The 26,009-nt window shown below is 60.5% G+C and carries 24 protein-coding genes; 13 read left to right on the top strand and 11 right to left on the bottom strand.

Features of this window, described 5'->3' with window-relative positions; genetic code table 11:
- Positions 1-11: 11 nt before the first annotated feature.
- The 7 genes from GOX88_RS14480 to GOX88_RS14450 all read left to right on the top strand — a co-directional run bounded on the left by GOX88_RS14480 (position 12) and on the right by GOX88_RS14450 (position 6,546).
- The gene (locus GOX88_RS14480; RefSeq protein WP_170403188.1) at positions 12-1,130 is read left to right on the top strand and encodes a cytochrome-c peroxidase; all 1,119 of its coding nucleotides are present in this window, start codon (positions 12-14) and stop codon (positions 1,128-1,130) included.
- Entirely contained in the window at positions 1,130-1,852 is a 723-nt protein-coding gene (locus tag GOX88_RS14475; protein WP_170403184.1) for an MbnP family protein, read from the top strand. Before GOX88_RS14480 ends, GOX88_RS14475 begins: the two co-directional genes overlap by 1 nt.
- A 182-nt stretch (positions 1,853-2,034) precedes the next feature.
- A complete protein-coding gene (locus tag GOX88_RS14470; RefSeq protein ID WP_254443338.1) occupies positions 2,035-3,165 on the top strand; it encodes an ABC transporter substrate-binding protein in 1,131 nt (376 codons plus the stop codon).
- 52 nt (positions 3,166-3,217) lie between these two features.
- Positions 3,218-4,138, top strand: coding sequence for a branched-chain amino acid ABC transporter permease (locus GOX88_RS14465; RefSeq protein ID WP_170403178.1), 921 nt, complete (start codon positions 3,218-3,220; stop codon positions 4,136-4,138).
- Complete coding sequence (locus GOX88_RS14460) at positions 4,135-5,121, top strand: branched-chain amino acid ABC transporter permease (RefSeq protein WP_170403175.1); 987 nt, start codon at positions 4,135-4,137, stop codon at positions 5,119-5,121. The genes GOX88_RS14465 and GOX88_RS14460 overlap by 4 nt, the downstream gene beginning before the upstream one ends.
- A complete protein-coding gene (locus GOX88_RS14455) occupies positions 5,114-5,863 on the top strand; it encodes an ABC transporter ATP-binding protein (protein WP_170403172.1) in 750 nt (249 codons plus the stop codon). The genes GOX88_RS14460 and GOX88_RS14455 overlap by 8 nt, the downstream gene beginning before the upstream one ends.
- Positions 5,860-6,546, top strand: coding sequence for an ABC transporter ATP-binding protein (locus tag GOX88_RS14450; RefSeq protein WP_170403169.1), 687 nt, complete (start codon positions 5,860-5,862; stop codon positions 6,544-6,546). The genes GOX88_RS14455 and GOX88_RS14450 overlap by 4 nt, the downstream gene beginning before the upstream one ends.
- A gap of 9 nt (positions 6,547-6,555) precedes the next feature.
- Here the strand turns inward: GOX88_RS14450 and GOX88_RS14445 are convergent, their stop codons facing one another.
- From GOX88_RS14445 to GOX88_RS14415, 7 genes are all read right to left on the bottom strand, one after another.
- Positions 6,556-7,305, bottom strand: coding sequence for an outer membrane protein (locus GOX88_RS14445; protein WP_170403166.1), 750 nt, complete (start codon positions 7,303-7,305; stop codon positions 6,556-6,558).
- A gap of 48 nt (positions 7,306-7,353) precedes the next feature.
- A complete protein-coding gene (locus GOX88_RS14440) occupies positions 7,354-8,598 on the bottom strand; it encodes a DUF3179 domain-containing (seleno)protein (RefSeq protein WP_170403163.1) in 1,245 nt (414 codons plus the stop codon).
- Between the two features lie 21 nt (positions 8,599-8,619).
- Positions 8,620-10,287 (bottom strand): sulfatase-like hydrolase/transferase, encoded by a 1,668-nt coding sequence (locus tag GOX88_RS14435; protein WP_170403160.1) that lies wholly within the window; start codon positions 10,285-10,287, stop codon positions 8,620-8,622.
- Positions 10,288-10,485: 198 nt separating this feature from the next.
- Positions 10,486-11,715, bottom strand: coding sequence for a serine/threonine transporter SstT (gene sstT, locus GOX88_RS14430; RefSeq protein WP_170431340.1), 1,230 nt, complete (start codon positions 11,713-11,715; stop codon positions 10,486-10,488).
- A 149-nt stretch (positions 11,716-11,864) separates the two neighbouring features.
- On the bottom strand, positions 11,865-12,383 hold the full coding sequence (locus GOX88_RS14425; protein WP_170403154.1) for a hypothetical protein: 519 nt from the start codon (positions 12,381-12,383) through the stop codon (positions 11,865-11,867).
- A 39-nt stretch (positions 12,384-12,422) separates the two neighbouring features.
- On the bottom strand, positions 12,423-12,890 hold the full coding sequence (locus GOX88_RS14420; protein WP_170403151.1) for an isochorismatase family protein: 468 nt from the start codon (positions 12,888-12,890) through the stop codon (positions 12,423-12,425).
- Positions 12,891-12,909: 19 nt separating this feature from the next.
- Positions 12,910-13,323, bottom strand: a complete 414-nt coding sequence (locus tag GOX88_RS14415; RefSeq protein WP_170403148.1) for a VOC family protein — start codon at positions 13,321-13,323, stop codon at positions 12,910-12,912.
- Between the two features lie 181 nt (positions 13,324-13,504).
- On the opposite strand from GOX88_RS14415, the gene GOX88_RS14410 reads away from it, so the two are divergent.
- The 6 genes from GOX88_RS14410 (at position 13,505) to GOX88_RS23465 (ending at position 21,443) form a co-directional block, all read left to right on the top strand.
- The gene (locus GOX88_RS14410) at positions 13,505-14,602 is read left to right on the top strand and encodes an efflux RND transporter periplasmic adaptor subunit (protein WP_170403145.1); all 1,098 of its coding nucleotides are present in this window, start codon (positions 13,505-13,507) and stop codon (positions 14,600-14,602) included.
- An 8-nt stretch (positions 14,603-14,610) separates the two neighbouring features.
- A complete protein-coding gene (locus tag GOX88_RS14405) occupies positions 14,611-17,739 on the top strand; it encodes an efflux RND transporter permease subunit (protein ID WP_170403142.1) in 3,129 nt (1,042 codons plus the stop codon).
- A 69-nt stretch (positions 17,740-17,808) separates the two neighbouring features.
- On the top strand, positions 17,809-19,614 hold the full coding sequence (locus tag GOX88_RS14400; protein WP_170403140.1) for a BCCT family transporter: 1,806 nt from the start codon (positions 17,809-17,811) through the stop codon (positions 19,612-19,614).
- A gap of 89 nt (positions 19,615-19,703) precedes the next feature.
- Entirely contained in the window at positions 19,704-20,849 is a 1,146-nt protein-coding gene (locus GOX88_RS14395; protein WP_254436282.1) for an NAD(P)-binding protein, read from the top strand.
- The gene (locus tag GOX88_RS23470; RefSeq protein ID WP_254436281.1) at positions 20,810-21,331 is read left to right on the top strand and encodes a hypothetical protein; all 522 of its coding nucleotides are present in this window, start codon (positions 20,810-20,812) and stop codon (positions 21,329-21,331) included. The genes GOX88_RS14395 and GOX88_RS23470 overlap by 40 nt, the downstream gene beginning before the upstream one ends.
- Positions 21,231-21,443: a trimethylamine methyltransferase family protein gene (locus GOX88_RS23465; protein WP_254443337.1), complete on the top strand. Its 213-nt coding sequence runs from the start codon at positions 21,231-21,233 to the stop codon at positions 21,441-21,443. The genes GOX88_RS23470 and GOX88_RS23465 overlap by 101 nt, the downstream gene beginning before the upstream one ends.
- A gap of 139 nt (positions 21,444-21,582) precedes the next feature.
- On the opposite strand, the gene GOX88_RS14385 is transcribed toward GOX88_RS23465, so the two are convergent.
- From GOX88_RS14385 to GOX88_RS14370, 4 genes are all read right to left on the bottom strand, one after another.
- Complete coding sequence (locus tag GOX88_RS14385; RefSeq protein WP_170403137.1) at positions 21,583-22,557, bottom strand: sensor histidine kinase; 975 nt, start codon at positions 22,555-22,557, stop codon at positions 21,583-21,585.
- Positions 22,554-23,231, bottom strand: coding sequence for a response regulator transcription factor (locus GOX88_RS14380; protein WP_170403134.1), 678 nt, complete (start codon positions 23,229-23,231; stop codon positions 22,554-22,556). Before GOX88_RS14380 ends, GOX88_RS14385 begins: the two co-directional genes overlap by 4 nt.
- Positions 23,228-24,793, bottom strand: a complete 1,566-nt coding sequence (locus tag GOX88_RS14375) for a DUF4153 domain-containing protein (protein ID WP_170403132.1) — start codon at positions 24,791-24,793, stop codon at positions 23,228-23,230. Before GOX88_RS14375 ends, GOX88_RS14380 begins: the two co-directional genes overlap by 4 nt.
- 105 nt (positions 24,794-24,898) lie before the next feature.
- Positions 24,899-25,897 (bottom strand): helix-turn-helix domain-containing protein, encoded by a 999-nt coding sequence (locus tag GOX88_RS14370; RefSeq protein ID WP_170403129.1) that lies wholly within the window; start codon positions 25,895-25,897, stop codon positions 24,899-24,901.
- Between the last annotated feature and the right edge of the window lie 112 nt (positions 25,898-26,009).

The following is a 26,009-nucleotide window of genomic DNA, read 5'->3' as shown; positions in this document are numbered from 1 at the left end:
CGGAGGGCGTTATGCGCTGGGTGCTTCTGATCCTCGCCGCTGCAGGTCTTGCGGTGGCGGGGTGGGCGGCTTGGGATCGCACGCGTCACCCGGTGGCGACGCCAATAGCCGATTTCTCGGCGCCGTTTGTGTTCGGTCGCTTTGCCGTACCGCCCGACAATCCACTGACCGAAGAGGCGTTCGCGCTGGGCCGACACCTGTTTTATGACCCGATCCTGTCGGGCAACAATCAGGTGTCCTGCGCCACCTGCCATGTGCAGGCGCTGGCCTTCACCGATGGGCGCGCGAAATCGCCGTCCCTGTCAGGGGGTGAGCTGGAATTCAGCGCCATGAGCCTTGCCAATCTTCTTTGGGGGCAAGAGAGGTTTTTCTGGGATGGCCGTGCGGCCTCGCTTGAGGAACAGGCGTTGATACCGATCCAGCATCCGGATGAGATGGGGCAAGATATCGACGCCCTGATGGCCGAGCTTGAGGCATCCGGCACTTATCGCCGTATGTTTCGTCAGGCCTATGGCGCAATCACGCCGGAAAACATGGCCAAGGCGCTGGCCACCTTCATGCGGATGCTGATTTCGTCCGGGTCGAAATATGACAGATATCTGCGCGGCGAAGCCCGCCTGACCGCGCAGGAGGAACACGGGCGCAAACTGTTCATGGCGCATCCCGACACCAAGGTTTCGCTGCGCGGCGGCAACTGCATCGACTGCCACAGCCAGTTTCTGACCTCGGGGTTTCGCGATGCGCTGGACGGGTTTTCCAACAACGGCTTGGACCCGGATGAGACCCTGCCTGATGGCCTGATGGCGGTGACGGGAAACCCGGCGCATAAGGGGTTTTTCAAGGTTCCGACCCTGCGCAACATTGCCGTCACCGCGCCCTACATGCATGACGGCCGGTTTGAAACGCTTGAGGACGTCATGGCCCACTACAATGACGGCATCGTGGTCAGTGACACGCTCAGCCCTCTGATCCTAGAGGCCGACAACGCACCCGAGGCCGCAAAGGGCACGGTCGGGCTGCGTATGACGCCCGAGGAAATACAGGCCATCATCGCCTTTCTGCACACGCTGACGGATGAGGCGTTTCTGACCGACCCGAAGTTTTCCGACCCGTTCGACGGAGGTTCCTGATGAGACCGATCCTTGGAGTACTGGCCGTAGCAGCCCTGATCGCGGGGTGGTTCCTTCTGAGCTCCGGACAGCGGAGAACCACTCCGGTCACGCTGACCTTTCACGCGCATATGGGGGATGAGCCTCTGGTCTATGATCAGTTTGTTTATGACAACCCGGGTGGGGAAGGGCAGTTCAGGGTTCGGGATTTCAGGTTCTACATCAGCAACCTGTCTCTGGCGCAGGGTGAAAAAACCTATGCCGAACCGGACAGCTATCACCTGTTGCGCTTTGATAATGAGGACAGGACGCACTCGATCACTCTGCCCGAGGTGCCCCTGAAATCCGTCGATACCGTGCAATTCCTGATCGGGGTTGATCCTGCGGCGAATGGCTCGATTGAGGTGCGGGGCGATCTGGATCCCAACAGCCAGATGGCGTGGAACTGGGAGGTCGGATACAAATTCGTGGTCGTGGAAGGCGCGCTTAAACAGGGGGATGACGTGTCCCCGCTGGTCTATCATGTCGGGTTTTCCGAAAACGCCCGCGAGGTCGAGTTCATGTTGCCGCCGGACGTTTCTGCGAGCGACGATCCCGAGGTGCACCTGATCGTCGATCTGGCGAAGTTCTTCGATGGGACAGCGCAGATTGACATGCAGGCTCTGCCGTCGGTCAAGTTCAACCGAACCGATGCCGAGATGCTGGCCGACAACTACGCCATCATGATCACTCTGGCCTTCTGAGGCGGGCCATTTTTAGGAAAATTCAGCAGTTCAGGTTGAAAACGCCCTCGACGGCGGGGGTGTGATCGGTGATTGTTTGGCGATTGACCGGGTGGAAAAAGACCGCTCTGTCAGAGGAATAGACTGAACGCCGTGAAGGCTGACATAAGTTGCGTCGAAAAGACCAGCGAAGGGAGATGAAGATGAAAAAGTTTCTAGCAGCCGCTGCGGTTTCCGCGCTGTGCGCCACCGGCGCTTTGGCCGAGGTCAAGGTTGGCATGATCACCACGCTTTCGGGCGGTGGTGCGGGGCTTGGCATCGACGTGCGCGATGGGTTCATGCTGGCGATCGCGCAATCGGGTCGCGATGACATCGAAGTCGTTATTGAGGACGACCAGCGCAAACCCGACATCGCCGTGCAACTGTCCGACAAGATGATCCAGTCCGAGCGGGTTGATGTGATGACCGGCATCATCTGGTCCAACCTTGCGATGGCGGTTGTGCCTGCGGCCGTGAACCAGAACGTGTTCTACCTGTCGCCCAATGCCGGCCCGTCGCCTTTGGCCGGGAAGGGCTGTCATCAGAACTATTTCAACGTCGCTTGGCAGAACGACAACCTGCACGAGGCCGCAGGTGCCTATGCCAACGGTGCGGGTTACAAGAACAGCTTCATTCTGGCCCCGAACTACCCGGCAGGCGTGGACGCGCTGACTGGGTATAAGCGGTTTTTCGAGGGTGAACTTGCCGGTGAGATCTATACCGAGCTGGGGCAAACCGACTACGCCGCCGAGATCGCGCAAATCCGCGCCAGCGATGCGGACAGTGTGTTCTTTTTTCTTCCGGGCGGCATGGGAATCTCCTTCCTGAAACAATATGCCGACAGCGGTATCGACAAGCCCGTGGTCGGCCCGGCCTTCAGCTTTGATCAGGGCATCCTGCAAGCGGTCGGTGATGCGGCGATGGGAGTGGTAAACACTTCGCAGTGGAACAAGGATATCGAAAACCCGACCAACGCGGCGTTTGTCGAAAGCTTCCAGGCGGAATACGGTCGTCTGCCCTCGCTTTACGCCAGCCAGGGCTTCGACACCGCCAACCTGCTGCTGTCTGCGCTGGACAAGGCCGATCCTTCAGATGCGAGGGCCTTCCGCAACGCGCTGCGTCTGGCCGAGTTCGACAGCACCCGCGGCGATTTCAAGTTCGGCCCGAACCACCACCCGGTTCAGACGATCTATGCCCGCGAAGTGATCAAAGAAGGTGACGTCTTCACCAACAAGATCATCGGTGTCGCTCTGGAAGACCATTTTGATGCCTACGGGGCAGAATGCAAAATGTAATTGACCATCTGCCTGCCCCGGCCAAAGGGGCGGGCAGACCGCCGGAGTTTCCATGTCCTCGATCCTGATTATCGAGCAGATCCTCAACGGGCTGCAGTTCGGCGTCATGCTGTTCCTGATGGCGGCTGGCCTGACGCTGATTTTCGGTGTGATGGGTCTGATCAATCTGGCGCACGGCTCGCTGTATATGGTGGGGGCTTTTGCGGCCGCTGCCGTGGCGGGGGCCACAGGGTCTTTCCTGTTGGCGTTGGTTGCCGCACTGGCCGCTGCGGCGCTGGCCGGGGCGATTGTCGAGATGGTGGTGATCCGACGGCTGTATAACGCGCCGCATCTGGATCAGGTGCTGGCGACCTTTGCCCTGATCCTGATCTTTTCTGAAGGAACACGCTGGGTCTTTGGTTCCTTTCCGCTGTTTCTGGACATTCCCGATGCGCTGTCGGGGCCGGTTACTCTGCCGGGTGGCATCGAATATCCTCTCTATCGCCTGACCCTGATCGGCATCGGGCTGGCCGTGGCCGTGGGCCTCTGGGCGCTGATCGAGCGCACCCGGCTGGGCATCCAGATCCGCGCAGGTGAGAATGACCGCGAGATGATTGCCGCGCTGGGCGTCGATATCTCGAAACTCTACACACTGGTCTTTGCGTTGGGTGCGGCGCTGGCCGGGCTGGCGGGCGCTCTGGTTGGCGCGATCCAGTCGGTTCAGGTGGGGATGGGCGAGCCGGTGCTGATCCTGGCCTTTGTGGTCATCGTTATCGGCGGTATTGGCTCGGTGCGCGGGGCGTTCATCGGCGCGCTGCTGGTTGGGCTGACGGATACGCTGGGCGGGGTGTTCCTGCCCGAAATGTTCAAGCTGTTCATGGACAATGGCGCGGCGCAAAAGACCGGCTCGGCGCTGGCTTCGATGGGGATCTACGTGCTGATGGGGCTGGTGTTGATCTGGCGGCCCACCGGCCTGTTCGGAGCACGCGCATGAGGTTGAACGAAAGGTACCTCAACGCGCTGGTAATCGCGGGTTTGCTGGTGTTGCCGCTTTGGGCGGTCTTGGCGGATCAACCGTTCACGATCACGCTGGTGACACGGGCGGTGATCCTTGCGCTGGCGGCGGTGGGGCTGAACATCATCCTGGGGATCGGAGGTATGGTCAGTTTCGGCCACGCCGTCTTTTTCGGGATCGGAGGCTATGCGATGGGCATCCTCGCCTATCACGCGCAGACCTATACCGCGCTTGATCTGGGGCTGTTCACTACCGATGGCACCAAATCCATGCCGGTGATCTGGCTGGTGGCCATGATCCTGTCGGCGCTGGTGGCGTTCTTCATCGGGTTGTTGTCCCTGCGGACGTCCGGCGTGTATTTCATCATGATCACGCTCGCCTTTGGGCAGATGTTCTTCTACTTCGCAATATCCTGGGCGCAATATGGCGGTGAAGACGGGCTGTCGATCTATGTACGCAACGGATTTCCCGGCCTGAACACGCTGGTGCCGATCCAGTTCTACGCCATCTGCTTCACTCTGCTGTGTGTCGTGCTGTTTCTGTTTGCGCGCCTTCAGGCGTCGCCATTTGGGCTGGCGCTGAACGCTGCCCGGCAGACGGCCACGCGGGTCGAGACCGTCGGTTTGAACCCGATGCGGCTGAAACTGCTGGCCTTCGTGATCTCGGGCGCGATCACCGGGCTGGCGGGGGCATTGTTTGCCGACCTGAACCGCTTTGTCTCGCCCTCGATGTTCAGCTGGCAGCTGTCCGGAGAGCTGATCGTGCTGATCATCATCGGCGGGGTTGGTCGCCTGATGGGGCCGGTCATCGGAGCCTGCGTCTTTGTCGCTTTGGAGCATTTCCTGGGCGAACTCACCGATTTCTGGCACGTCTATCTGGGTGTGGCCCTACTGTGCATCGTTCTGTTCGCCCGTGGTGGCCTGATCGGCCTGCTGACCGGGAAAGAGGGCGCGCATGTCTGATCCTGTTCTTGCTACGCTGAACCTGAACAAGAGCTTTGGAGCGCTCAAGGCCACCGACGATGTCTCTATTGATCTGAGGCCCGGAGAAATCCACGCCATCATCGGCCCGAACGGTGCCGGCAAGTCGACATTGATTCAGCAGGTATGCGGTGGGCTGACACCAGATTCAGGGCAGGTTCTGCTGAATGGTCAGGATGTCTCGGGCTATTCTACACAGGCACGGGCGCAGGCCGGGCTAGGGCGTACCTTCCAGATTTCGCAGCTGTGTATGGAGGATACGGTACTGGAGAACGTAGTGCTGGGCGCAATGGGCTCGGAACGCGTGGCGTGGCGGTTCTGGCGGCCCGCGCTGAAACGGCCCGAACTGCGCGACAGGGCCGAGGCCGCGCTGGAACGCGTGGGTCTCAGCGATGAGCGCGACACGCGCTGCGCCAACCTCAGCCACGGCCAACGGCGGCAGTTGGAGGTCGCGGTGGCCCTGACCCTGTCACCCAAAGCCTTTGTCATGGACGAGCCGATGGCTGGTCTTGGCGCCGAGGGATCGAAACGGCTGACAGGGTTTCTGGACGGATTGCGGCAGGAAGCGCCCATTTTGCTGGTCGAACATGACATGGATGCCGTATTCGCGCTGGCCGATCGGATCAGTGTTCTGGTTTACGGCAAGGTCATCGCCACCGGTACGGCCGATGAAATCCGCACCAGCCCCGAGGTGCGAGACGCCTATCTGGGGGATGCGGCATGACCCTGCTGCGGCTTGAAAACCTCACCGCCAGTTATGGCGACAGTCAGGCGCTGTTCGGCGTTGATCTGCAGATGGCGCAGGGCGAGGTGACTGCTCTGATGGGGCGCAACGGGATGGGCAAGACCACCACGGTCAAGGCGATCTGTCGGATGATCCGGTCGCAGGGCACGCTGATGCTGGACAGTCAGGATCTGCACACGCTGCCCAGCCATAAGGTAGCCCGCAAGGGGGTAGGGTTGGTGCCCGAAGGCCGCCGCTGCTTTGCCGATCTTACCGTGCGCGAAAACCTGACCGCCGCCGCGCGGCCCGGTGACTGGACCCTGCGCCGCGTGACTGAGCTGTTTCCCCGGCTGGGAGAGCGGAAGGGCCAGCGCGCCGCCTCGCTGTCGGGTGGAGAGCAGCAGATGTTGGCGATTGGCCGGGCGCTGATGACCAATCCACGCCTGCTGATACTGGACGAAGCCACCGAGGGCCTTGCGCCGATCGTCCGGCAGGAGATCTGGGCGGCTTTGAACCGCCTGCGGCAAGAGACAAATGTGGCGATCCTGCTGATCGACAAATCCCGCAAGGAACTGTCGGCGGTGTCTGACCGGGCCGTTATTCTTGAAAAAGGGCGAACAGTCTGGTCCGGCGCCATGACGGACCTGACCCCCGATATTTCTGAGAAGTATGTAGGCGTCTAATCGTGCGCTTCAGAACCGGTAGGTGGCCCCGATGAGTGGCCCGGACTGATCAAACGAATAGTTGCCGCCGTCAATGTCGTGATCAAATGAGATATAGCGATACCCGCCCCGCAGCAACCACCTGTCATTGATGGCATAATCCGCCGTCAGCAGAACGGACCAGGTTTCGCTGCCGCTGCGGAACCCTCCGTAATCGATATAGCCGGTTCCGGACCACGCGTCGGTGAAGAAATACCGGGCGCGTACCCCTACCACCGGATCGAACCAACTGGCATCGGCAGAGCTGGTTTGCGGGGGCGCCCCGCCCGGGGTCAGGGTGAATTCTGTGTCGGTGCTGTACCATCTGAAGCCGCCCGCCAGATCAATCTTTACGGATCGGTCATTGCGCACCCGGTATCCCAACAAAGCAGTCAGAAACTGCGTCTTGACCGAGGTCTCTAGTTCTGACCCCGCCGGACCGAGAGCCGTATTGCCGAAGGTCAGGTTGGTGTAATTGTAATCGGCCAGCACACTCCATTGCCCGTTTGTTGCGGCCATGGTGCCCATGAAGGCAAAGTCCAAATTCTCCAGCGCGTCGGAAAAGCTGAGCGTCCCCTCAAGCGTGCCGGACGCAGTTTCAATGCTCGTTTCGGTCTCGGGCATGTACAGATAGATTGTGGCCTCGTATGACCAATCGGACTGCTGCGCAGAAGCCATCGTTGCCGCTGAAACAAACACAGCCGCTGCCGCGCAGCCCTTCAATCTTTGCTTTAGTGCCATTCCGTCCCTCCGTTTTATTGTTGCCTGTGTTTCCTAGATCCTGCGGGGTCAAGCCGCTACGGTATCAGGTGTTTCCGCGCGCGAGCCCACGCGATTGATGTCGGTGTTCGGGAAGAACTCGGACCAGACGTGCCAGAAGATGCCAGCGCGCAGAGTTTCTACCCGGTGCAGTTGCCCCTGATCTGACATGCCCCAGAAATCGCAACGCGTAACGGGTTTGCCGCTGTCATTATACCAGACCCCAAGGCTTTCGTATTTTGGGTCCAGACTGACAACGACATCGCGCCCGCCGACGGTGGCATTGACGATCCAGTTGTTGTCAACGACGAAATCATCGGTCCAGCAGGCGGCGTCTTTGCCGATGGTGATCCCCCAGACAAGGGTCTTGTTCGGCAACCGGCCGTCCGAGCGGTCCATGTTGTCCATCACCGGCGCGTCTTCCTGATGCTGGCGACCGATGCCCCAGCCAAAGGTGATCTCGGTCGCCATGTCCAGCAGCCGCAGCAGAGGGTTGGAGGAAGGCATGTTCAGAAACACCTCACCCTCGGGGAAGGCCTTCTGGAATCCGCGGAAGGTCATCCGATAAGTCGGCCAGGGTTTCATCTGCGCTTCGGGACGTCTGGGGCAGGCAGGACCGTCGGCATTCGGGTTGCGGTCGGCCTCGCGGAAGCCATAGATGTGCTGGATTGGCTCGCCGGATTCATTGTCGCGCAGGATCAGGTTGTTGCCGTGCTGGGCCAGAACCTCAAGATCCAGCCGTTTGCCTTCAATCCGGGGGGCGTAGCCCTGCCCAAGATTGGCCATCGCGCAATAGGTCATGACCACATCTTCGCCGCCCAGCCCGTCCACATCGCCCGCCAGATGCGGCCGCATGATCTGCGCATCGGGGTGCGCACGGGCGTGGCCGTTGTTCTCGATAACGACGACCGGCGCGGTGGGGCCGACATATTTCTGTGCCTCGCTGATGGGAAAGAAGGCGGCATCATTCATCTGGTTGCGCAGGCCCAGATGCACCCAGACATAGGGAAAACCGTACAGAAACAGAACCAAAAGCGCAGAAACGATCCACAGCCAGAACGGCCCGCCACCCAGAATGAAATGCGCCAGTGTCGCGATGGCAAACGCGCCCAGTCCGACGCCAATCAGGCGGTACTCGTGCCGGATGAAACGCACCATGTTCTGGCGTTTCACCTTCAACAGCATCTGCGAGATGTCTCCCAGATCGCGGAAATAGACAAACCCGATCCCAAGCGAGACGATCATGCCAAGAACGAAGAGTATATTGCCGACCATATGTGCCTCCTGATCCGGGTTCTATTGCTGCGGAGAGGCGCGTTTGATCATGAACGCCTCGACCGCCTGTTGCGTTTCGGGGCGGATGTTCTCGATCCCCTCATAAGGCACGCCATAGGCGGGCGTGGTGTCGGGATATTTCTCTTTCCGCGCCATGTGACGCCCGAGGATGCGTACGAACTCCTGACCGCCCCACGCGCCGACTTCGGTGGACACCGAGTATTCCTCGCGCGTGTCGCGATAGAGGTCGAAGAATTTGGCCACGATCGCATTTTCGCCAGGCCCTGGCAGTTTCAGCTTGAGTTGGTCCTTAACGATCGCCTCGGGTTTGTTGACTGAATAGATGATCACGTGATCGCGTCGCGCCTTGGATTCATCGGCAAACAGCAAGGCGGCGGACTGGTCCACGCCGTCCACCAGCCGGTCGCGCGGGATATACTGATCCGCTCCGGCAAAGCGGGACAGGGTCGTATACAGGTCCGAGACATGGATGATGCTGTTCAGCAGGCCGTCGGCCTCAATCATGCCAGGCCAACGGATGAAGGCATCGACGCGGATACCACCCTCGGTCGTGTCGCCCTTGCCTCCTGCGTAGATCAGCGGGGTAAAGCCGGATTGCGGCGCGTATTTGGTGAAATGGCCATTGTCGCCCATCACGACGACCACCGTGTTGTCCGCCAGCCCAAGCTCATCCAGTCGCGTGAACAGATCACCCAGCCATTGATCCAAAAGCTGCATCTTGTCCACGTAGAGACCGCCATTGGCGCTTTCCGGCCCGGATCGCCCTGCGCGGGTATTGTCCAGCGGGATCATCGGCCAGTATTGCAGGAAGAACGGCGCGTCTCCACCAGCGAGGCGTTCCAGTTCCTCAAGCGTCTTGTCCTGAAACGCCTGGTTCATCTCGTCATATTTGGCGGCGTTCCAGCGTTCACCGGGTTCCATGCGGATCTCGCGGATGGGGCCACCGGTTTCGCCCTCGATCACGGTCATCATCGCGGCAGAGTCCGGTCGGAACCAACCGTCCAGTGTGTATTTGTCGTCATAGTCGCGGATCGCGACCGAAACCTGTTCCTTGATCGCGTCGTCGTTGAAGATGGTCAGCTGACCCTGTTGGTGAACCGCGTGTTGGGCATAATCAAAGCCCTGGTTCATGGCCCAGCTTTCAGCAATGTCGCCCATATGCCATTTGCCCACATGGCTGGTGGCATAGCCTGCCTGTTTCAGCACTTCGGCCAGTGTCACCTCATTACCGGGCAAGCCAAAGCCCGCAATATCGACGGTGGTGTCGCCCATGCCCATCCGCACCGGCAACCGCCCGGTCATCTGCGCCACACGGGTCGGCGTGCAGGAGGGTTCGGTATACATCCGCACCATCCGCATGGCCTGGTCCGAGAAATCGTTGATATTCGGCGTCTCATATCCCCGCACCGCGTTTAACTCGGGGATGCCCATGTCGCCAAACCCCATATCGTCAATCAGCACGCTGATGATGTTCGGGGACTTGCCCCCATTGCTGTCCCGAAACGCGGCCAGGGCCTCATCAACGGCTGCGTCATCCTGTGCCCATTGTTCACCGTGCTGGGCCTGAAGGATGTAAAACTCCGCATCGTGCTGAATGGGATTTTCCTGTGTCAGGGCCGGTGCGGCCGCAAGACTCGTCGAAAGCGCAATCCACCAGTTCAATTTCATTCCGTGTCCCTCCCCATTGTCAGACCGGCTCGCTGATGCCGCAAGATGATCTCACATTGAAACATTATGATGTTTACAGGAAAATTTCTACGGAAACTGCAGCGTTGCCGGCTTCCAAGCCTGTTGCGGGCCCGAAGGAGGACCACAACCGCGACGTGAAACCGCGCGGTTGTGGAAAGGTTGGTGGGAAGGGGTCGCTTAGGCGGCGACCTCTTCCATTGGCAGTTTGCGTGGATATGGATCGCCGCTCTTGTACGACCCTGCGGCCGTGAACAGCACATCGGTGGACGAGTTCAGCCCGGTTTCCGCGGAGTCTTGCAGAACGCCGATGATAAAGCCGATGCTGACCACCTGCATGGCGGTTGCGTTGTCGATGCCAAACAGGCTGGCGGCCATCGGGATCAGCAACAGCGACCCGCCTGCTACGCCCGAGGCTCCGGTCGCGGCAATCGATGCGATGACGCTCAGGAACAGGGCGGACAGGAAATCGACCTGAATGCCCATGGTGTGCACAGTCGCCAGTGTCATCACCGTGATGGTGATCGCGGCACCGGCCATGTTGATCGTGGCGCCGATGGGAATGGTGACCGAATAGGTCTCCTCATCCAGGTTCATGCGGCGGCACAGTTCCATGTTGACCGGAATGTTGGCGGCCGAACTGCGCATGAAGAACGCGGTAATGCCGGATTCCCTGAGGCAGGTGAAGACCAGCGGATAGGGGTTTTTGCGGATACGCAGGAACACAATCAACGGGTTCACGACCAGCGCCATGAACGCCATGCAGCCGATCAGAACCAACAGCAGATGACCATAGCTGGCAAGGGTCACAAAGCCGGTTTCGGCAATGGTCGAGGCCACGATGCCAAAGATACCGATGGGTGCGATCCGGATGATAACAGACACGATCTTGGTGATCGCGCTGTCCAGATCCGACATCAGCGTTTTGGTCGAGTCGCTTGCGTGGCGGAAGACCAGCCCAAGGCCGACGGCCCAGGCGAGAATGCCGATATAGTTGGCCTGGGCCAGTGCATTCACCGGGTTGTCCACGATTTTCAGAAGGATGTTCTTCACCACCTCGGCCAGACCGTCAGGGGCGTCCATCAGCTCGGGCGTGCCGGTCAGATGCAGGGTGACCGGGAACATATAACTGGCCACCACCGCAACCAGCGCAGCTGCAAAAGTGCCGAGGATGTACAGCAGAACTACAGGCCCCATGCGGGCCTGACTGTCTTTCTTGTGGTTGGTGATTGCAGCGCAGACAAGGATCAGCACCAGCACGGGCGCGACGGCTTTCAGCGCGTCGACAAAGAAATCACCCAACAGACCAACAGCCGAACCAGCAGCAGGCCAAAGGGTGGCGAGAAGGGCACCGGCCACAAGGCCGATGATGATTTGCGTAACCAGGCTACCGCGTAGAATAAAATTCATCGGGACCATCCTGTTTGACTGAGGGCCTGCCGGGGAATGGATTCTCCCGATCAGGCACGGTTAAGTTGCAAGATTGGGCGCTATATGGGCACTTTGGATCCAATTTAAACATCTGGACTTAACAAATAAGTCCAGATGAGGTTTTGAACCTAGCGTTCAGCCGTTTCGCACGGCCTGACTTTGGGGGATTCCGTGGACACCCGTTTCAGACTCCATGTGCAGGTCTGTACGGTCAGGCCGGGAAGGTTTGGCACCTGATCCGAGGCCCAAACGCTGGTGACCGAAAAACTGAAAGGTGTATCCGTGGCGGCGGGAAATATTCGGGCCAGTTCCTTTGATGGGAAGGTACCTCCGCAGGCTTCGAAATACCCGCTGACCAGTGTGCCATCAGGTGCCAGCGCAACCGAACCGGTGTAGAGCGAATACTCGGCCCCAAGCTCTTGCTTGTCGGTGTAGAGCAGGTCGATCGAAATGCGATCCCCGTCCTGAACTATTCCGGCGCGCATCGGGTCAGCCCAGCTAGACGGCACGCCGCCCGTGGTGCTGTCGCAGGCATACATGCCTTCATACTGGCCGGTCAGCGAAAAACTGTCTGCATGTGCCGGTGCAAACCCGCTGGCCACAAGAAGGGTGATGGCTGTTCTTCCAAGAATGTGTTCCGAGGGCATAATAGGCTCTCCTCTCCGATGCGGACAGGGATTGCGCCGTCACAAAATATCCGAGTGCTTCTCAATCACCTGGCCAAAATGATGCCGCCAGAGGTCCACGCCAAGCGTGCCGCTGCGATCCAGCGAAGATCCGACGACCGTATCCGCAATTATGGTCGGTTGCAGGCCCGCGTCAAACAGGGCGAACCCTGCGGCCAGAACACAGGTGTCGGCCTGAATGCCGCAGACCAGAACGCGGTCGACCTTCCAGCTGTGAAACTGATCGATCACTTCGGGCGGCGGGCCGTAGCCGTATTTCAGAACGGTGCGATCCGCCTGAACAAGGCCGTCATCGACCGAGCGGGGCTTCCATCCCAACTGTCTGAAAAAGGGCACTTTCGCTTCGTCATTGCGTTCAACCGTGGCGATGGACGGAAAATGTGATGCCAACAGCTGGCTGCGTTCGACCAGCCAATCCGGCGGGTCAAAGCTGGGTTGAACATCGACGACCAGTACTGCCTGTTTCAATGCGTGCCTCCGACGTTACTTACACCGCCTGATGAACCTCGATGATATTACCCTCGGGGTCGTGGAAGAAGAGCTGATGCCATTCTTTTGCGAAGGCGGTGCCATAGTCCGAATAGGGAATGCCATTGTCGTCCAGCAGCTTCTTGAACGCCTCAATGTCGTCGGTGCGAAAGGCGATATGGCCGCGCTCGACCGGGTTGATCGTCTCACCGTGTTTGAAGGCAACGTCGAGGTTTCTTTCGGCCAGATGCATCTGCATTCCGCCATCGGTCGCGAAGCGGATTTTACCGCTATAGCCCTTGTCTTCGGTTGCATCGGGGCGGGGGAAATTCTCAATCGGGACATCGGCCAGCCCAAGGACCTGCGTGTAAAACCGGTGCAGCCGGTCGACATCCTCGGACACAAAGTTGATGTGGTGGAATTCGAGCTTCATGCGAGTCCGGCCTTTTGGTTGATGTGTGGCGTCAGAAAATCCCAAGAACCCGCGACAGGCAAGCCCTGCGTCAAAGGGTTTGATATGGCAGGGAAATGCGCAGGTGGACGTGCCCAGAAAACCGTTGCGCCAGTGCAGGGATGCGGGGATAGTTAAGGTATTACAAGCTCCCGAGGGTCTCATGAAACCTTCTGCTCTGTTTGTTTGCGCATTTATCCCCCTGTTTCTGCCGGCCCCGGCAGCGGCCCAGTCCGACGCGCCGCCCAGTGTAATGGTCGCGCCGGTGACACTGCAGGACCTGCAGAAACAGGACCGGCTCGTTGGCCGTGTCGTGGCGGATCAAAGTGTCGATCTGCAAGCCCGGGTCGAAGGGTTTCTGGAAGAGGTCAATTTTACCGAAGGCGGGACGGTCGCCAAAGGCGATATTCTATTCCGGATCGAAAAGAAGAAATACGCCGCCAGTGTGACCAGTGCGCAAGCGGCGCTGAAAAGCGCGCAGGCCAGCGCGCAGTTGGACAAGGCGGCGTTGGACCGGCAGCAGGAGTTGTTCAACAAGGGCGATATTCCGCAGGCTGTTTTGGATACCGCTCTGGCGACCTATGCCGCCGGACAGGCCGCTGTGGATGAGGCGCAGGCCGATCTGAAGATCGCGCAGATTGATCTGGACTATACTGAAATCCTCAGCCCGCTTGACGGACGTATCGGGTTGTCGGCAGTGGATGCGGGTAATCTGGTCAGCTCGGATACCGGCGTTCTGGCAACGGTCTCCAGCATTGATCCGATACTGGTCAGCTTTTACGTCAGTGAGCCGGTTCTGCTGCAAGAACGTCGCAAAGGGCGGATCACGCCGGGTGACATCAAGCTGACCACGGGCATCGAACTGGCCGACGGCGAGGCCTATCCCACCCCGGGCAAGGTGACCTTTGTCGGTGACAGCGTCAGTCAGGACACCGACACGATCGAGCTGCGCGCCAGCTTCGCCAACCCTGACGGAGTGCTGATCCCCGGCCAGTTCGTGACCGTCCGCCTGACGGGGTCCGAAGACCCCAAGGTGCTGACCGTGCCGCGCAACGCGGTGCAGTTCGACAAACAGGGGTATTTTGTCTTCACAGTCGACGGCGACGGCAAGGTCCATCGGCAGAATATCGAGATCGGCACCCAGACCGCGATCCGGACGCAAGTCACATCCGGGCTGTCCGAGGGCGACCGCGTGGTGGTGCAGGGGCTTCAGAAAATACATGAAGGGCTGGTCGTGAAAGCGGTCGACAGTCAGGGTTAGGGGCCGGTTTGATCGCGCGCTATTTCATCAACAGGCCACATTTCGCAGCTGTCATTGCGATCCTGATGGTTCTGTTCGGTGCGGTCTGCGTGCGCCTGATCCCGATCACCGAATACCCCCATATCACGCCGCCGCAGATCTACGTCGATACTTCGTATCCAGGGGCGGACGCGCAGGTCATTCTGGAATCCGTCGCGACCCCGATCGAAGAGCGTGTGAACGGCATTCCGGGCATGTTGTCCCTGTCCTCCAAAAGCTCGAATGACGGCAGCTATATGCTGAACGTGTCCTTTGAGCTGGGCACCGATCCCGACGTGGCGGCTGTTGAGGTGCAAAACCGTATCGCGCTGGCCAGTTCCGAGTTGCCCTCGGCGGTGTTGCAGCAGGGGGTCGAGGTGACCAAACGGTCGGGCAACATGATCATGGTGATCAACCTGACCTCGCCCGACGGGTCGCGGGATGAGCTGTTTCTCAGCAATTTCGCCGCCGATTTCCTGCATGACCCGTTGCAAAGGTTGCCGGGCGTGGGGTCGGTCTCGCAATTTGGTCAGTTGGAATACAGCATGCGGGTTTGGATCAACCCGGTCCGCATGGCGGCGCTGAACATCACCGCTGCGGAGGTGGCGGATGCTATCAAGGACCAGAACGTCATCGCCGCCGCGGGGCAGGTCGGGGCACCTCCGTTTGCGGAAGGGCAAACCGACTTTCAATTCAAACTGCGCGCCGAAGGCCTGCTGCGCGATGCTGAGGAGTTCGGGCGGATCATCGTCGCCTCGGACCCCAGCGGTTCCGTCACTCGGTTAGAGGATATCGCCCGGATCGAGCTGGGCGCGGCGACCTATTCCGGCTCGACCAAACTGAATGGCAAGGACTCGGCCACTGTTGCGGTTTATCAGGAAAGCACGGCCAACGCGCTTGAGATTTCCGACACCCTGCGCGCGTTGATGAAGGAGTTGTCGGCGAAGTTCCCCGAAGGGGTCGCGTACGAAGTCACCTATGACGTCACCGACGCGGTGCGAGTGTCGATTCGCGATATCATGACCACGCTGGCCCTGACGGCGGGGCTGGTGATCGGCGTGACCTTCCTGTTTCTGGCCAGCCTGCGTGCCACCATCGTGCCAGCCATTGCCATACCGGTGTCTCTGCTGGGCGCAGTAGCGCTGATCTATGCAATCGGCTTCAGCGCCAACATGATCACCCTGTTCGCGTTGGTTCTGGCTATTACTCTGGTGGTGGATGACGCAATCATCATCATCGAAAACGCCGAACGTATCCTGCGGGACGAAGGCTTGGACCCGCGCGAGGCGACGCTGAAAGCGATGTCTCAGGTCAACCGGCCGATCATCGCCACGACCTTTGTTCTGGCGGCGGTGTTTGTGCCGGTGTGTTTCTTCCCCGGCGTGACCGGCACGATCTATTTTCAGTTCGCGCTGACGATCATCTTTGCCTTTGTCCTGTCGGCCGTAAATGCTTTGACCCTTGCGCCTGTGCTCTGCGCCATGATGCTGAGGACCGACAGCAAACCCATCGGGCCGCTGGCGATTGTTCCGGCGGTGATCGTTTGGGTACGGCGTCAGTACCTGCGTCTGGTTTCGCTGATGCTGCGCTATATGGCGGTGTCGTTGGTGGTGTTTGCCGGTGCTGTGGGTCTGACGGTGTACCTGTTCAAAACCGTGCCCACAGGCTTGATTCCGCAGGAAGACAACGGCGTTCTGATGGCGTCGATGGAGCTGCCCGACGGGGCCTCGCTGCAACGCACGCAGGCGTTCATGGACAAGGCGGGCGCGCTGATCGAACAGACACCGGGTGTTGAGGACGTCACCGTTGTATCCGGACACTCGATGCTGGCCGGAGGACGCCCCAACGCGGGTATGGTCATCGTCACGCTGACTCCTTGGGATCAACGCACCAGTCCGGATCTGCAGTGGTACGCGATCATGCACCAACTTGAGCGCAAGCTGGCCGCGCTGCCCGAGGGGGTTTCGTACGTGTTTCCCTTCCCGACCATTCACGGGCTGGGCTCGACCGGGGGGATTTCGGTTGAGTTGCTGGACCTCGGCAATGGTGATGGGGCGCAACTGGATGCGGTGATGAACGGCTTTGTCACCGCCCTGAATGCCGCGCCCGAGTTTTCCCGGGCGCACGGCAATTTCTCGGCCCAGAGCCCGCAATACAAACTGTCCGTCGACCGCGACCGGGCCGAGACTCTGGGCGTTAGCGTGGCCGATATCTTCACCGCGTTGCAGGCCAATCTCAGTTCGTATTTTGTGGACAACTTCATACTGAATGAACGCGTCTACTGGGTGGTGATTTCCGCCGATGCCGAATTCCGTCAGACGCTGGACGATGTGGACAACATCTATGTCAAAAACATCGCCGGAGAGTCTTTGCCGCTGCGCAATTTTGTCAGCAACGAACCGGTTCTCGCGCCGGATACGGTGCCGCGCTACAACCTGTTCACGGCGGCCTCGGTCAGTGCGCAACTGGCGGATGGGGTCAGTTCCGGCGATGGTATCACCGCCATGCAGGCGATAGCCGACAAAACCCTGCCCGATGGGTTCCGGATCGACTGGTCGGGCGTCACACAGCAAGAGGTCAAAGCGCAGGGGCTTGTGCCCTATATCATGCTGTCGGCACTGGTGCTGGCCTACCTGTTTCTTGTGGTGCTGTATGAAAGTTGGATCCTGCCGTTTTCAATCATCACCTCAGCCGTCTTTGCGCTGCTGGGCGCGCTGATCCCGCTGGCGCTGCTGCCCTTCGTGAACAGCAACATCTTTGCGCAGGTCGGGATGGTACTGCTGATCGGGCTGGCCGCAAAAAAGGCGATCATGGTGGTCGAGTTTGCCAACCAGCAACGCGAAGGCGGTGCCAGCATCCGCGAAGCGGCCCTGAAAGCGGCGGAAATCCGGTTCCGGCCCGTCACAATGACCGGCCTGTGTTTCATCGTGGGTGTTCTGCCCCTTGTTCTGTCCAGCGGGGCAGGGGCGGCGGCGCGGGTCTCGGTGGGCTACCCGGTTCTGTTCGGCATGATCCTCGACAGTACGCTGGGGTTGTTGATGATCCCGGTACTCTATGCAGCGTTCCAGTGCCTGCGGGAATGGCTGGTCAGTCTTGGGCAGGTGCGCCGCAAGACCTGAAAATTGTTGCAGTCTTTCAGGGTTTGCCGGATGCTGAGCGGCACCGGAACCGAGGCGGGCCCAAGCAACATGTCGCTGCAAGACCCCTTTACGGACCTGAAAATCGAACGGCAGGACAGCGGGTTTTACAAGGGCTACAACCTGCCGATCGCGCTGGTCAGCAAGATCGCTGTGTCGCTGCTGGTGCTTTGGGCGTTGGTCTGGCCGCTGAGCGCAAACGACACGTTGCGGTCGTGGAAATCGGGCCTGTTGAGCGAGTTCAACATCTTCTACGATCTGTCGGTTGCGCTGTTCGCCTTCTTTCTGATCGTCATAGCGATCATCCCGGCAACGGGTCGGAGGCGGCTGGGGGGTGATGACGAACGGCCCGAATTCACCAACTTTTCATGGTTTTCGATGATGTTCGGGGCCGGGCTGGGAGTTGGATTGATGGTCTATGCCACCGCCGAGCCGCTGGGCCTGTGGGAGACCAACCCGCTGACCGTCTCGGGCGAGGTCGCCGCCAAAAGCCAAGAGGCGATCAAGGGGGCTTATCGATACACGTTCCTGCACACCGGGTTTCACGCCTGGGCCATCTATGTGGTCACAGGGCTGAGCCTGGCCTATTACGCCTATACCCGCGATATGCCGCTGACGATCCGCACCGCGCTGACGCCTTTATTGGGGGAGTATTCCAACGGCATCGCGGGGCATGTGATCGACATTCTGGGTGTTGTGGCCACGATCCTCGGGGTGGCGGTGACCATCGGATATGGGGTGTCGCAATTGGTGGACGGAGCGTTTCTGATCACCCGTGCGGAATGGCTGATGGACGGAGTGATGAGACCCTCGACCGCTGGGCTGATCGTGGCTCTGGCGACCGTGATGCTGATGTCGACCCTGTCAGCGGTTTCGGGTGTGGGGCGCGGGGTGAAATACCTGTCGAACCTCAATCTGGTCCTGTCGCTGGTCCTGCTGACGGTGTTCATTGTCTTCGGCTCGTTTGTGTTCGCCCTGACGACTTATGGGCAGGCGTTGGTGGACTACATCATCAATTTCATCCCGCTCAGCCTGCAGGCCTATGGCCCGATGTCCGAGGCCGAGTTCGCCTCGGCCCTGCCGCCCGAGGCTGCCCCTTTCGTGGCCGAGCTGTTTCCCGGCGCGACCGATGCCTGGGGCACCCGCGACAGTTTTCTGGCCGGGTTGGGTGACGAGGCCGCTGCTCTGCCGGATGCCGCGAAACACGCTGCCTATGAGGCCGGAACTCCGGGGCGCTTGTTCGGCTGGCAATCGGGCTGGACCACGTTCTACTGGGCGTGGTGGATTGCATTTTCCCCGTTTGTCGGCCTGTTTCTGGCCCGCATCTCACGCGGGCGCACAGTGCGCGAGTTCATCCTGGGCGCGGTGATCGCGCCGTCGCTGGTCTGTTTCGCCTGGATGACTATTCTGGGCGGATCGGCAATTGATCTGGAACTGAACGGAGGCGCCAATGGCGCGATCCTGTCGGCCTCGACCACGGCGACTTTGTTCGTGACCCTCAGCCAGATGATCTCGGGCCATATGTTGGTGATCGTCAGTTTCATGTGCGTGGTGCTGACGATGACCTTTCTGGTCACCTCGGCGGATTCCGGAATATTGGTGATGAACACGATCATGTCCGGCGGGGCCGAGGAAACCGGGGTCACGCATCGCATCCTGTGGGGCGGTTTGCTGACGCTGGTGATCGGGACATTGCTGATTGCGGGCGGCGGAGGGCTTGAGGCGCTGACCAATTCAATGATCATTGGCGCGCTGCCCTTCAGCGTTGTCCTGCTGCTGATGTGTGTCGCGCTGGGCAAGGCCATGATCAACGACCTGCGGCGTGCACGTTATGACGAAAGCCCCTCTGAACGTTAAGCTCACTTGAGGTTTACTTTATCTTTCCACCTGTGCTTGCGCCCTCGGATATGGCGATCTTTGCGTGTCAGCCGAAACAGGGGCGGGTGTTGGACAAGGCCCACATCGGCGCACTGCGGCATTGGCACCGGGAGGCCGCTCCGCGCGTCAAAGAGGCTGGGTTCGATATCATCTATGTCTATGCGGGCCACGGGATGACGCTAGCCCAACAGTTCATGCTGCCCCATCTGAACACGCGCAGCGACGAGTATGGCGGATCGCTGGAGAACCGCGTGCGCCTGACCCGTGAGCTGTTGGAAGACACGCGCGATGCCGTTGGTGACACCTGCGCCGTGGCCTTCCGGTTCGGGATCGATGAGATGCTCGGCCCCGACGGGATGCAGGCGGCCGAGGACGGCCGGGCCGTGGTCGAACTGTTGGCCGATCTGCCCGATATCTGGGACGTGAACGTCTCGGACTGGGCCAACGAATCCGCGACCACCCGGTTCCAGCCGCAGGACAGGTATCAGAATGACCATCTGTCTTACGTCAAACAGGTGACCGACAAGCCGGTTGTGGGGGTCGGGCGGCTGACCTCGCCAGACGTGATGCAGTCGATGCTGCGCAAGGGGATTGTTGACCTGATCGGTGCGGCTCGTCCGTCGATCGCCGCCCCGTTCATCCCGCGCAAGATTCAGGAAGGCTGCATCGACGAAATCCGTGAATGCATCGGCTGCAACATCTGCGCCGCCTCGGACGGGTCGGGCATTCCGATCCGCTGCACCCAGAACCCCACCATTGGCGAGGAATGGCGGCGCGGCTGGCACCCCGAACGGATCGCTCGACGGGGGCAAGCGACGCAGACTCTGGCGGTTGGCAGCGGCCCCGCCGGTCTTGAATGCGCCATGCAACTGGCGCGGCGTGGGTACGAGGTCACGTTGGCCGAAGGCGCGATGGATTTTAGTGGGCGGGTTTTGCGGGAAAGCCGTTTGCCGGGGCTGGCCGCATGGCGCCGGGTGGCTGATTATTGGTTGAACGACCTGCGCCAGCGCGCCAATGTCCGGATGTTCGCAGAAAGCACGCTGGATGCGGATCAGGTGTCGGAACTGGGCATCGAACATGTGTTTCTGGCCACCGGAGCCGCATGGCGCGCCGACGGTGTGGGTCGCAATTCGCGCCGCTCACCACCGCTGATCGAACTGGGGGCGGATATCCGATGCAACCAAACTTTGGGCCGCATTGCGCCGACTGCGTGACCACGGCCTGCGTCTATTCCGGGCGTGTGTCGCAGGTCGAATGCGAGGTGACCGTTTTGGTGACCGAACGGCAGCGTAACACTACCCTTTATGATCAGTTGCAGAGCAGGGGGTTGAAGACGCTTGAACTGATCTGCGCCGCTGCCACGCCTGGCCTGATTGCCGATGCGGTTTTCGATGGCCGCCGCGCTGCACGCATCGCGCAGCAGCAGGCCAGTACCGGAAATGAGGCGGTTCATGGTGGACTGACCGAGGACCTGCCGTCCAACGCTGCGCGGGAATATTACATCCATGCCCGGGGTGAGCGTGAGGGCAAGGACGACATGCACTGTACAGCCCAAAGCGTGTATTTCACCAACTCTGGTACTGCGGTCACGACCTTTGACGCGCAGACCAAATCCTATCGCCCGTCTACCCTGTGCGATATTTACGATTTCACCCGGCCGCCCGGTCAGCTTCGGGGCCTGGCCGTTCATCACTGATCTGCGCAGCGGATCGTTCACAGGCAGCAGTGGAGAGCAGGCCTTGATCGGGGCCGCCGCCGTGCAGATGGGCAATTTCTACGGCCTGCCGACCTCGGTCGGGGCGGGATGACAGATGCCAAGCTGCCAGATGCGCAATATGGTTTGAATAGGCGCTGACCTTTTCTCTGGCCGCCCATGCCGGGCCAACCGGGTGTGCGAGTTCGGCGGAATGCTGGGCAGCCGGAGTTAGGGCGCAATGCGGCCTGGGCCTATCTGAGCTGGAACCAGATCGAAAAGGCGGCGCCGTCAGTGGCGGGCAGCAGGGAAACATCTCCGCCATGCGCGCGCAGTGTGTTGCGGACGATGGCCAGGCCCATGCCGGTCCCGCCCTGATCGCGTTTCGTGGTGAAGAACGGGTCAAACACGCGGGCCGCGTTGCCGGCAGAGATCCCGTGCCCATCATCACGAACCGTCAGGCCAACCTGCGTCTCATCGGCCGCGGCTGAAAGTTGCACGGCCTGCGCGCCATGTTCCGATGCGTTGCTCAGCAGTTGCCGCAGCACGACCTGCAGACCTTTGGGGCCAATCGGGATTGTCACATCACCACCGTCGATCCGCAGATTGAGGGCAGGGAAGTCGCTGCTCAACCCGTCCTGCAGTTCACTCAACGAGGTCACCCCGTCATGACGTGACTCGCGTGCACGGGCGACCTGCCGCATGGCATCGATCTGATGCTCCATCTGCACGCCCGCACTGGCGATCTGATCAACCAGACGCAGGTTCTCGGCCGAGAGTGTTTCGTCATCACGCAGCAGTTCCGTCGCCGCGCGGAGGGTTGCCACCGGGGTTTTCAGCTCATGCGTGACATGGTCCGAGAAACTGCGGATCGTCGTCTCGCGGTTGCGCAGGGTCTCGGCCATGTCGATGACGCTTTGTGCGGTGGTGCCAAGTTCCTGAGTGCCGAACCGCGCAGGCGGCGACAGGGGGTCGGCGGGGTGCCGGACGACCTGAGTGGCGAAGCGTTCCAGCGCAAAGATCGGTCGCAGCAACAACCGGACCAACAGCCAGCCCAGAACCCCGGTGGCGGCGGTAATGATCAGCGCCAGCAATACGGCGGCGTTGCGATAGCCCAGTTCCGGCCCCAGATAGCGAAACGCCACCAGACCGCTCAGCGACAACAGCAACGTGCCGCACAGGGCGCCGCCCAATACAAAGGCAAGACCCGGGCGCCACTTGCGCCTCATGTCGCGGCACCCTGAATGCGGATGCCGACGCCGTGCACAGTCTCGATCACGCCTGAACAGCCCGCCTGCGCCAGCTTGCCCCGCAAGTTTCTGAGATGGCTGTCCAGCGTGCGGTCCGAGACCTGAGACAGAGCGCCCCAGACCGCCTGTATCAGCTGCGCCCGGCTGAGCACCTGACCGGGGCGTTCGATCAGCGTGGCCAGCAAGGTGAATTCGGTCGCGGTCAGGGGCACTGTGGCCTCATCCAGCCTGCAAATATGCGCGCCGGGATCCAGCGTGATCCGGCCGTGGGACAGGACCGCATTGCGGCGCGGCCCGGCCGAGCGTTTCAGGATCGCACGCACCCGCGCCACCAGCTCTCGCGGGCTGAAGGGTTTGGTGACGTAGTCGTCGGCGCCCATTTCCAGGCCCAGAACCCGGTCAATCTCATCATCTCGCGCGGTCAGGAACAGGATCGGTACTTCGGACCGGGCGCGGATGCGGCGGCACACCTCGAACCCGTCCATCTCGGGCAGGCCGATATCCAGAACGATCAGGTCCGGTGCTTCGCGGGCGGCGTGGGTCACTGCGATCTGGCCGTCGCTGGCGGTGACCACCTGAAATCCCGCGCGTTGCAGCGCCAGACTTACCAACTCGCGCAGGCGGGGGTCGTCATCAACCAACAGGATTTTCATTGCGCCTCGCTTTGCGTGTTTGCTGCAAGATAGCCATTCACGCGCGCGGTGCGAAAGTCCCATTCGCGCCAGTTCGGATCGGTTGGGTCGGGATGCACACAGCTTTGCGCCCAGTCCGGGATATGCGGGATCGGTTGCAGCGCGACCTGTGTCGACATCGCTTTGGCCGCAGTATGCCCAAGGCTGCACAGATAGAGCCAATCCGTCGGGGTCGTGTTGTCCGAGTCCGATGCGCGCGACAATGTGTCGGTTGCGATCAGGGCGGCGAAATTGATGAACGCGCAGGCGTAGAGCGTCACGGCACTCAACGCGGCGACCCGCAGCACCAGCCAGGCCGAGGACCGACCCTGTTGTACCTGCCACGCCACCATCGCCAGCCCGATCGCGACCAGACCCATCCAGATCACCGCATAGACGCGCAGATAGGTCAGGCCATAGGAATCGATATACAGGTCCAGCCGGAACGCGGCCGACAGGATCAGCAGCACGTTTTGCGCCAACCACAGCAGCAGAAGGGATTTCAGCGCCGGGTTTTGCTCCGAAAACGGGCGCGCCACCAGTGCGAAACTTCCGGCCAGCAGGGCAGTCGCCAGCAAGGGGTAGGCACCGCGATGGGCATAAGTGGCATAGCTCATGCCGTCGGGCAGAGACGCGCCGCCGAACAGGATCGAGAAATCCAGTACGCTCTGCACGGCCAGCATCAGGTTGAACAGAACCAGTGCCCGGAAGACCGACCCGGCATTCAGAAAACGCGGAGCATTCCAGCCGGGTAGTGTCAGCGCAATCGCTTCGTCGGGGGCGGGGGAGGTCAGGACCGGCCAGACCAACAGCGCCAACCCGGACCAGAACATTGCACGTCGGAGCAGTACGAACAGATCGAAATCCACCCGAAGCATTCGTACCAGCATATGTTCGAGAACAGGGTTCGCACTGATCAGCAGGGCGCTCAGAACCATTACGCCGCCAAGCGGAAACGCCCAGTTGCGAAGGAACGTGCGTACCGAAGTTCCGCTGAAAGAGCTGTGAGAGGCAGCCCGAGTGCGCGAGTCCCGGATGTGGGCCGCTAAGGCCACGACACCAGCGGTCGGAAGCCTTTTTATCAGACGGAGAACGGCGCTTGCCAGCCATGGCAGGCTTTCGCGTGTCTTGATCCCAGGCGGTATGCGCAGCAGGGCCACGGCACAAAGCAGCCCGACGGTGAGGAAGGTCAGCGACAGAAGCTGCACATGTTCCAGAATGGGTAGGGTGGCCAGCAGCAGCACTCCGGCAGGGGTCCACTGCTTGTTGCGGGCCGGGCTTTCGAAACTAACCGCCGCAAAGATACCCCATGCGAAAAGGGCTAACGAAAGCCCGGGACAATATCCCCAAAACAGAAAATCCCCCAGCAGAACAAGAAGGATCAGCGCGGCAAATCGGGGAAATCGGCGGATATGGTCCAGTATGTTGCCCGGTGGCGCCGAAGGGGGCGCCTGGTCAATCGATGGGCCGCTTTCGCTGGCCAGCCACCAGCCGTCATGGGCAAGGGACCGGGGCAATCCACGGATGATGAGTTCTTTGGGCATGTCGTTCTCCTGCTCGAGTTTCCCCGAAGGTGAACGCGCGGGCTGCAGATAATCCGCACCAGTTGTGCAGATTTCGTGCAGATATGCAGAATACTGCCTTTTGCCTTAGTGCGTGTGGCGGTGCCCCGACAATTCCCCGGCAAAACGCTGGTTTCGGACGTCTGCGGTGGTCAGGTTGTATTGCGCCCGAAACGCCCGCCCCAATGCAGCGGCGGATGAAAACCCGGTCGCCGTGGCAATTTCGGATTGCGGCATGTTTGTGTGTTGCAGCAGGCTGTGGGCGCGCTCCAGCCGAAGCTCTCGATACGTGATCAGAAGCTTGACGCCCGTTTTGCCCAGAAACCGCCGCTGCAATTGGCGGGTGGATGCGCCAACAGCCTGAGACAGATCTGAGATCTTCAACGGGTCTTCCACGTTGTTCAGCATTGCCTCTATTGCATGCCGTACCATCGGATCGGCCCCGGACCGTTGGATCAGGCGGGTCGCAAGCTGGCTGGAACAGCTGCGTTCCGGCTCGGTCAGACCGATATAGCCGCGCAGGGTATCGGCCAGATGCTCTCCGTGATCCAGTGCCACACAGTCCGACAACAGCCGGAGAGCGCTCAGCTTGGTTGCGGCGCTGTGCGTGCGGTTGTCAGGTGACCAGTGCGTGTTGCTGTGGCAGTCAGAAAGCCCAATTTCCTGTGCCGCAGCGGCGAAGTTGGGATGGATGGCAGCGGTTGTTTCTGCGGCCCGCCCGGCCTGCGCCAACAGCAGCACCGCGCCGCCAACCAATATGGACCGCGGCGCCAGATTCAGTATCTGCGATATCCGGGCTTTGTTGGTGCTGTCACAAGGCCAGGCTTTGTGAATGTCGCCCCAGAAAATCGCCGTGCGTCCCGCCCAATAAAGCGGGGCGCCCGCTGAGCCGGTTGCAGAGCATCGGACATTCACGACGTAGATGTGGTCTTCGACCAGATCGTTCAAAGCGTCGAAAAACTCGACAATCATCTCAGCCGATGCTTTTGCCTTGGGATCATTCAGGAAAACGTCGATATACCGTGTTCTTTCAGACGCTCTGTTGGCCGGCCGTGCTTGGTCGTTTCCGAGGACATAGTGTTTCATCGTTCCTCCAACTGCCATTCATGGGGTCGTCCCCCGCCGGTTTCCCGGCGGGGGTGTTTTTCACTCGGCGGCGTCTTGGTATGCGTCCATTGGGGGGCATGTGCAGACGAGG

The sequence above is a fragment of the Ruegeria arenilitoris genome (assembly GCF_013030985.1).
Lineage (GTDB): Bacteria > Pseudomonadota > Alphaproteobacteria > Rhodobacterales > Rhodobacteraceae > Ruegeria > Ruegeria arenilitoris_B.
This window is presented reverse-complemented; position numbering and strand designations above follow the sequence as displayed.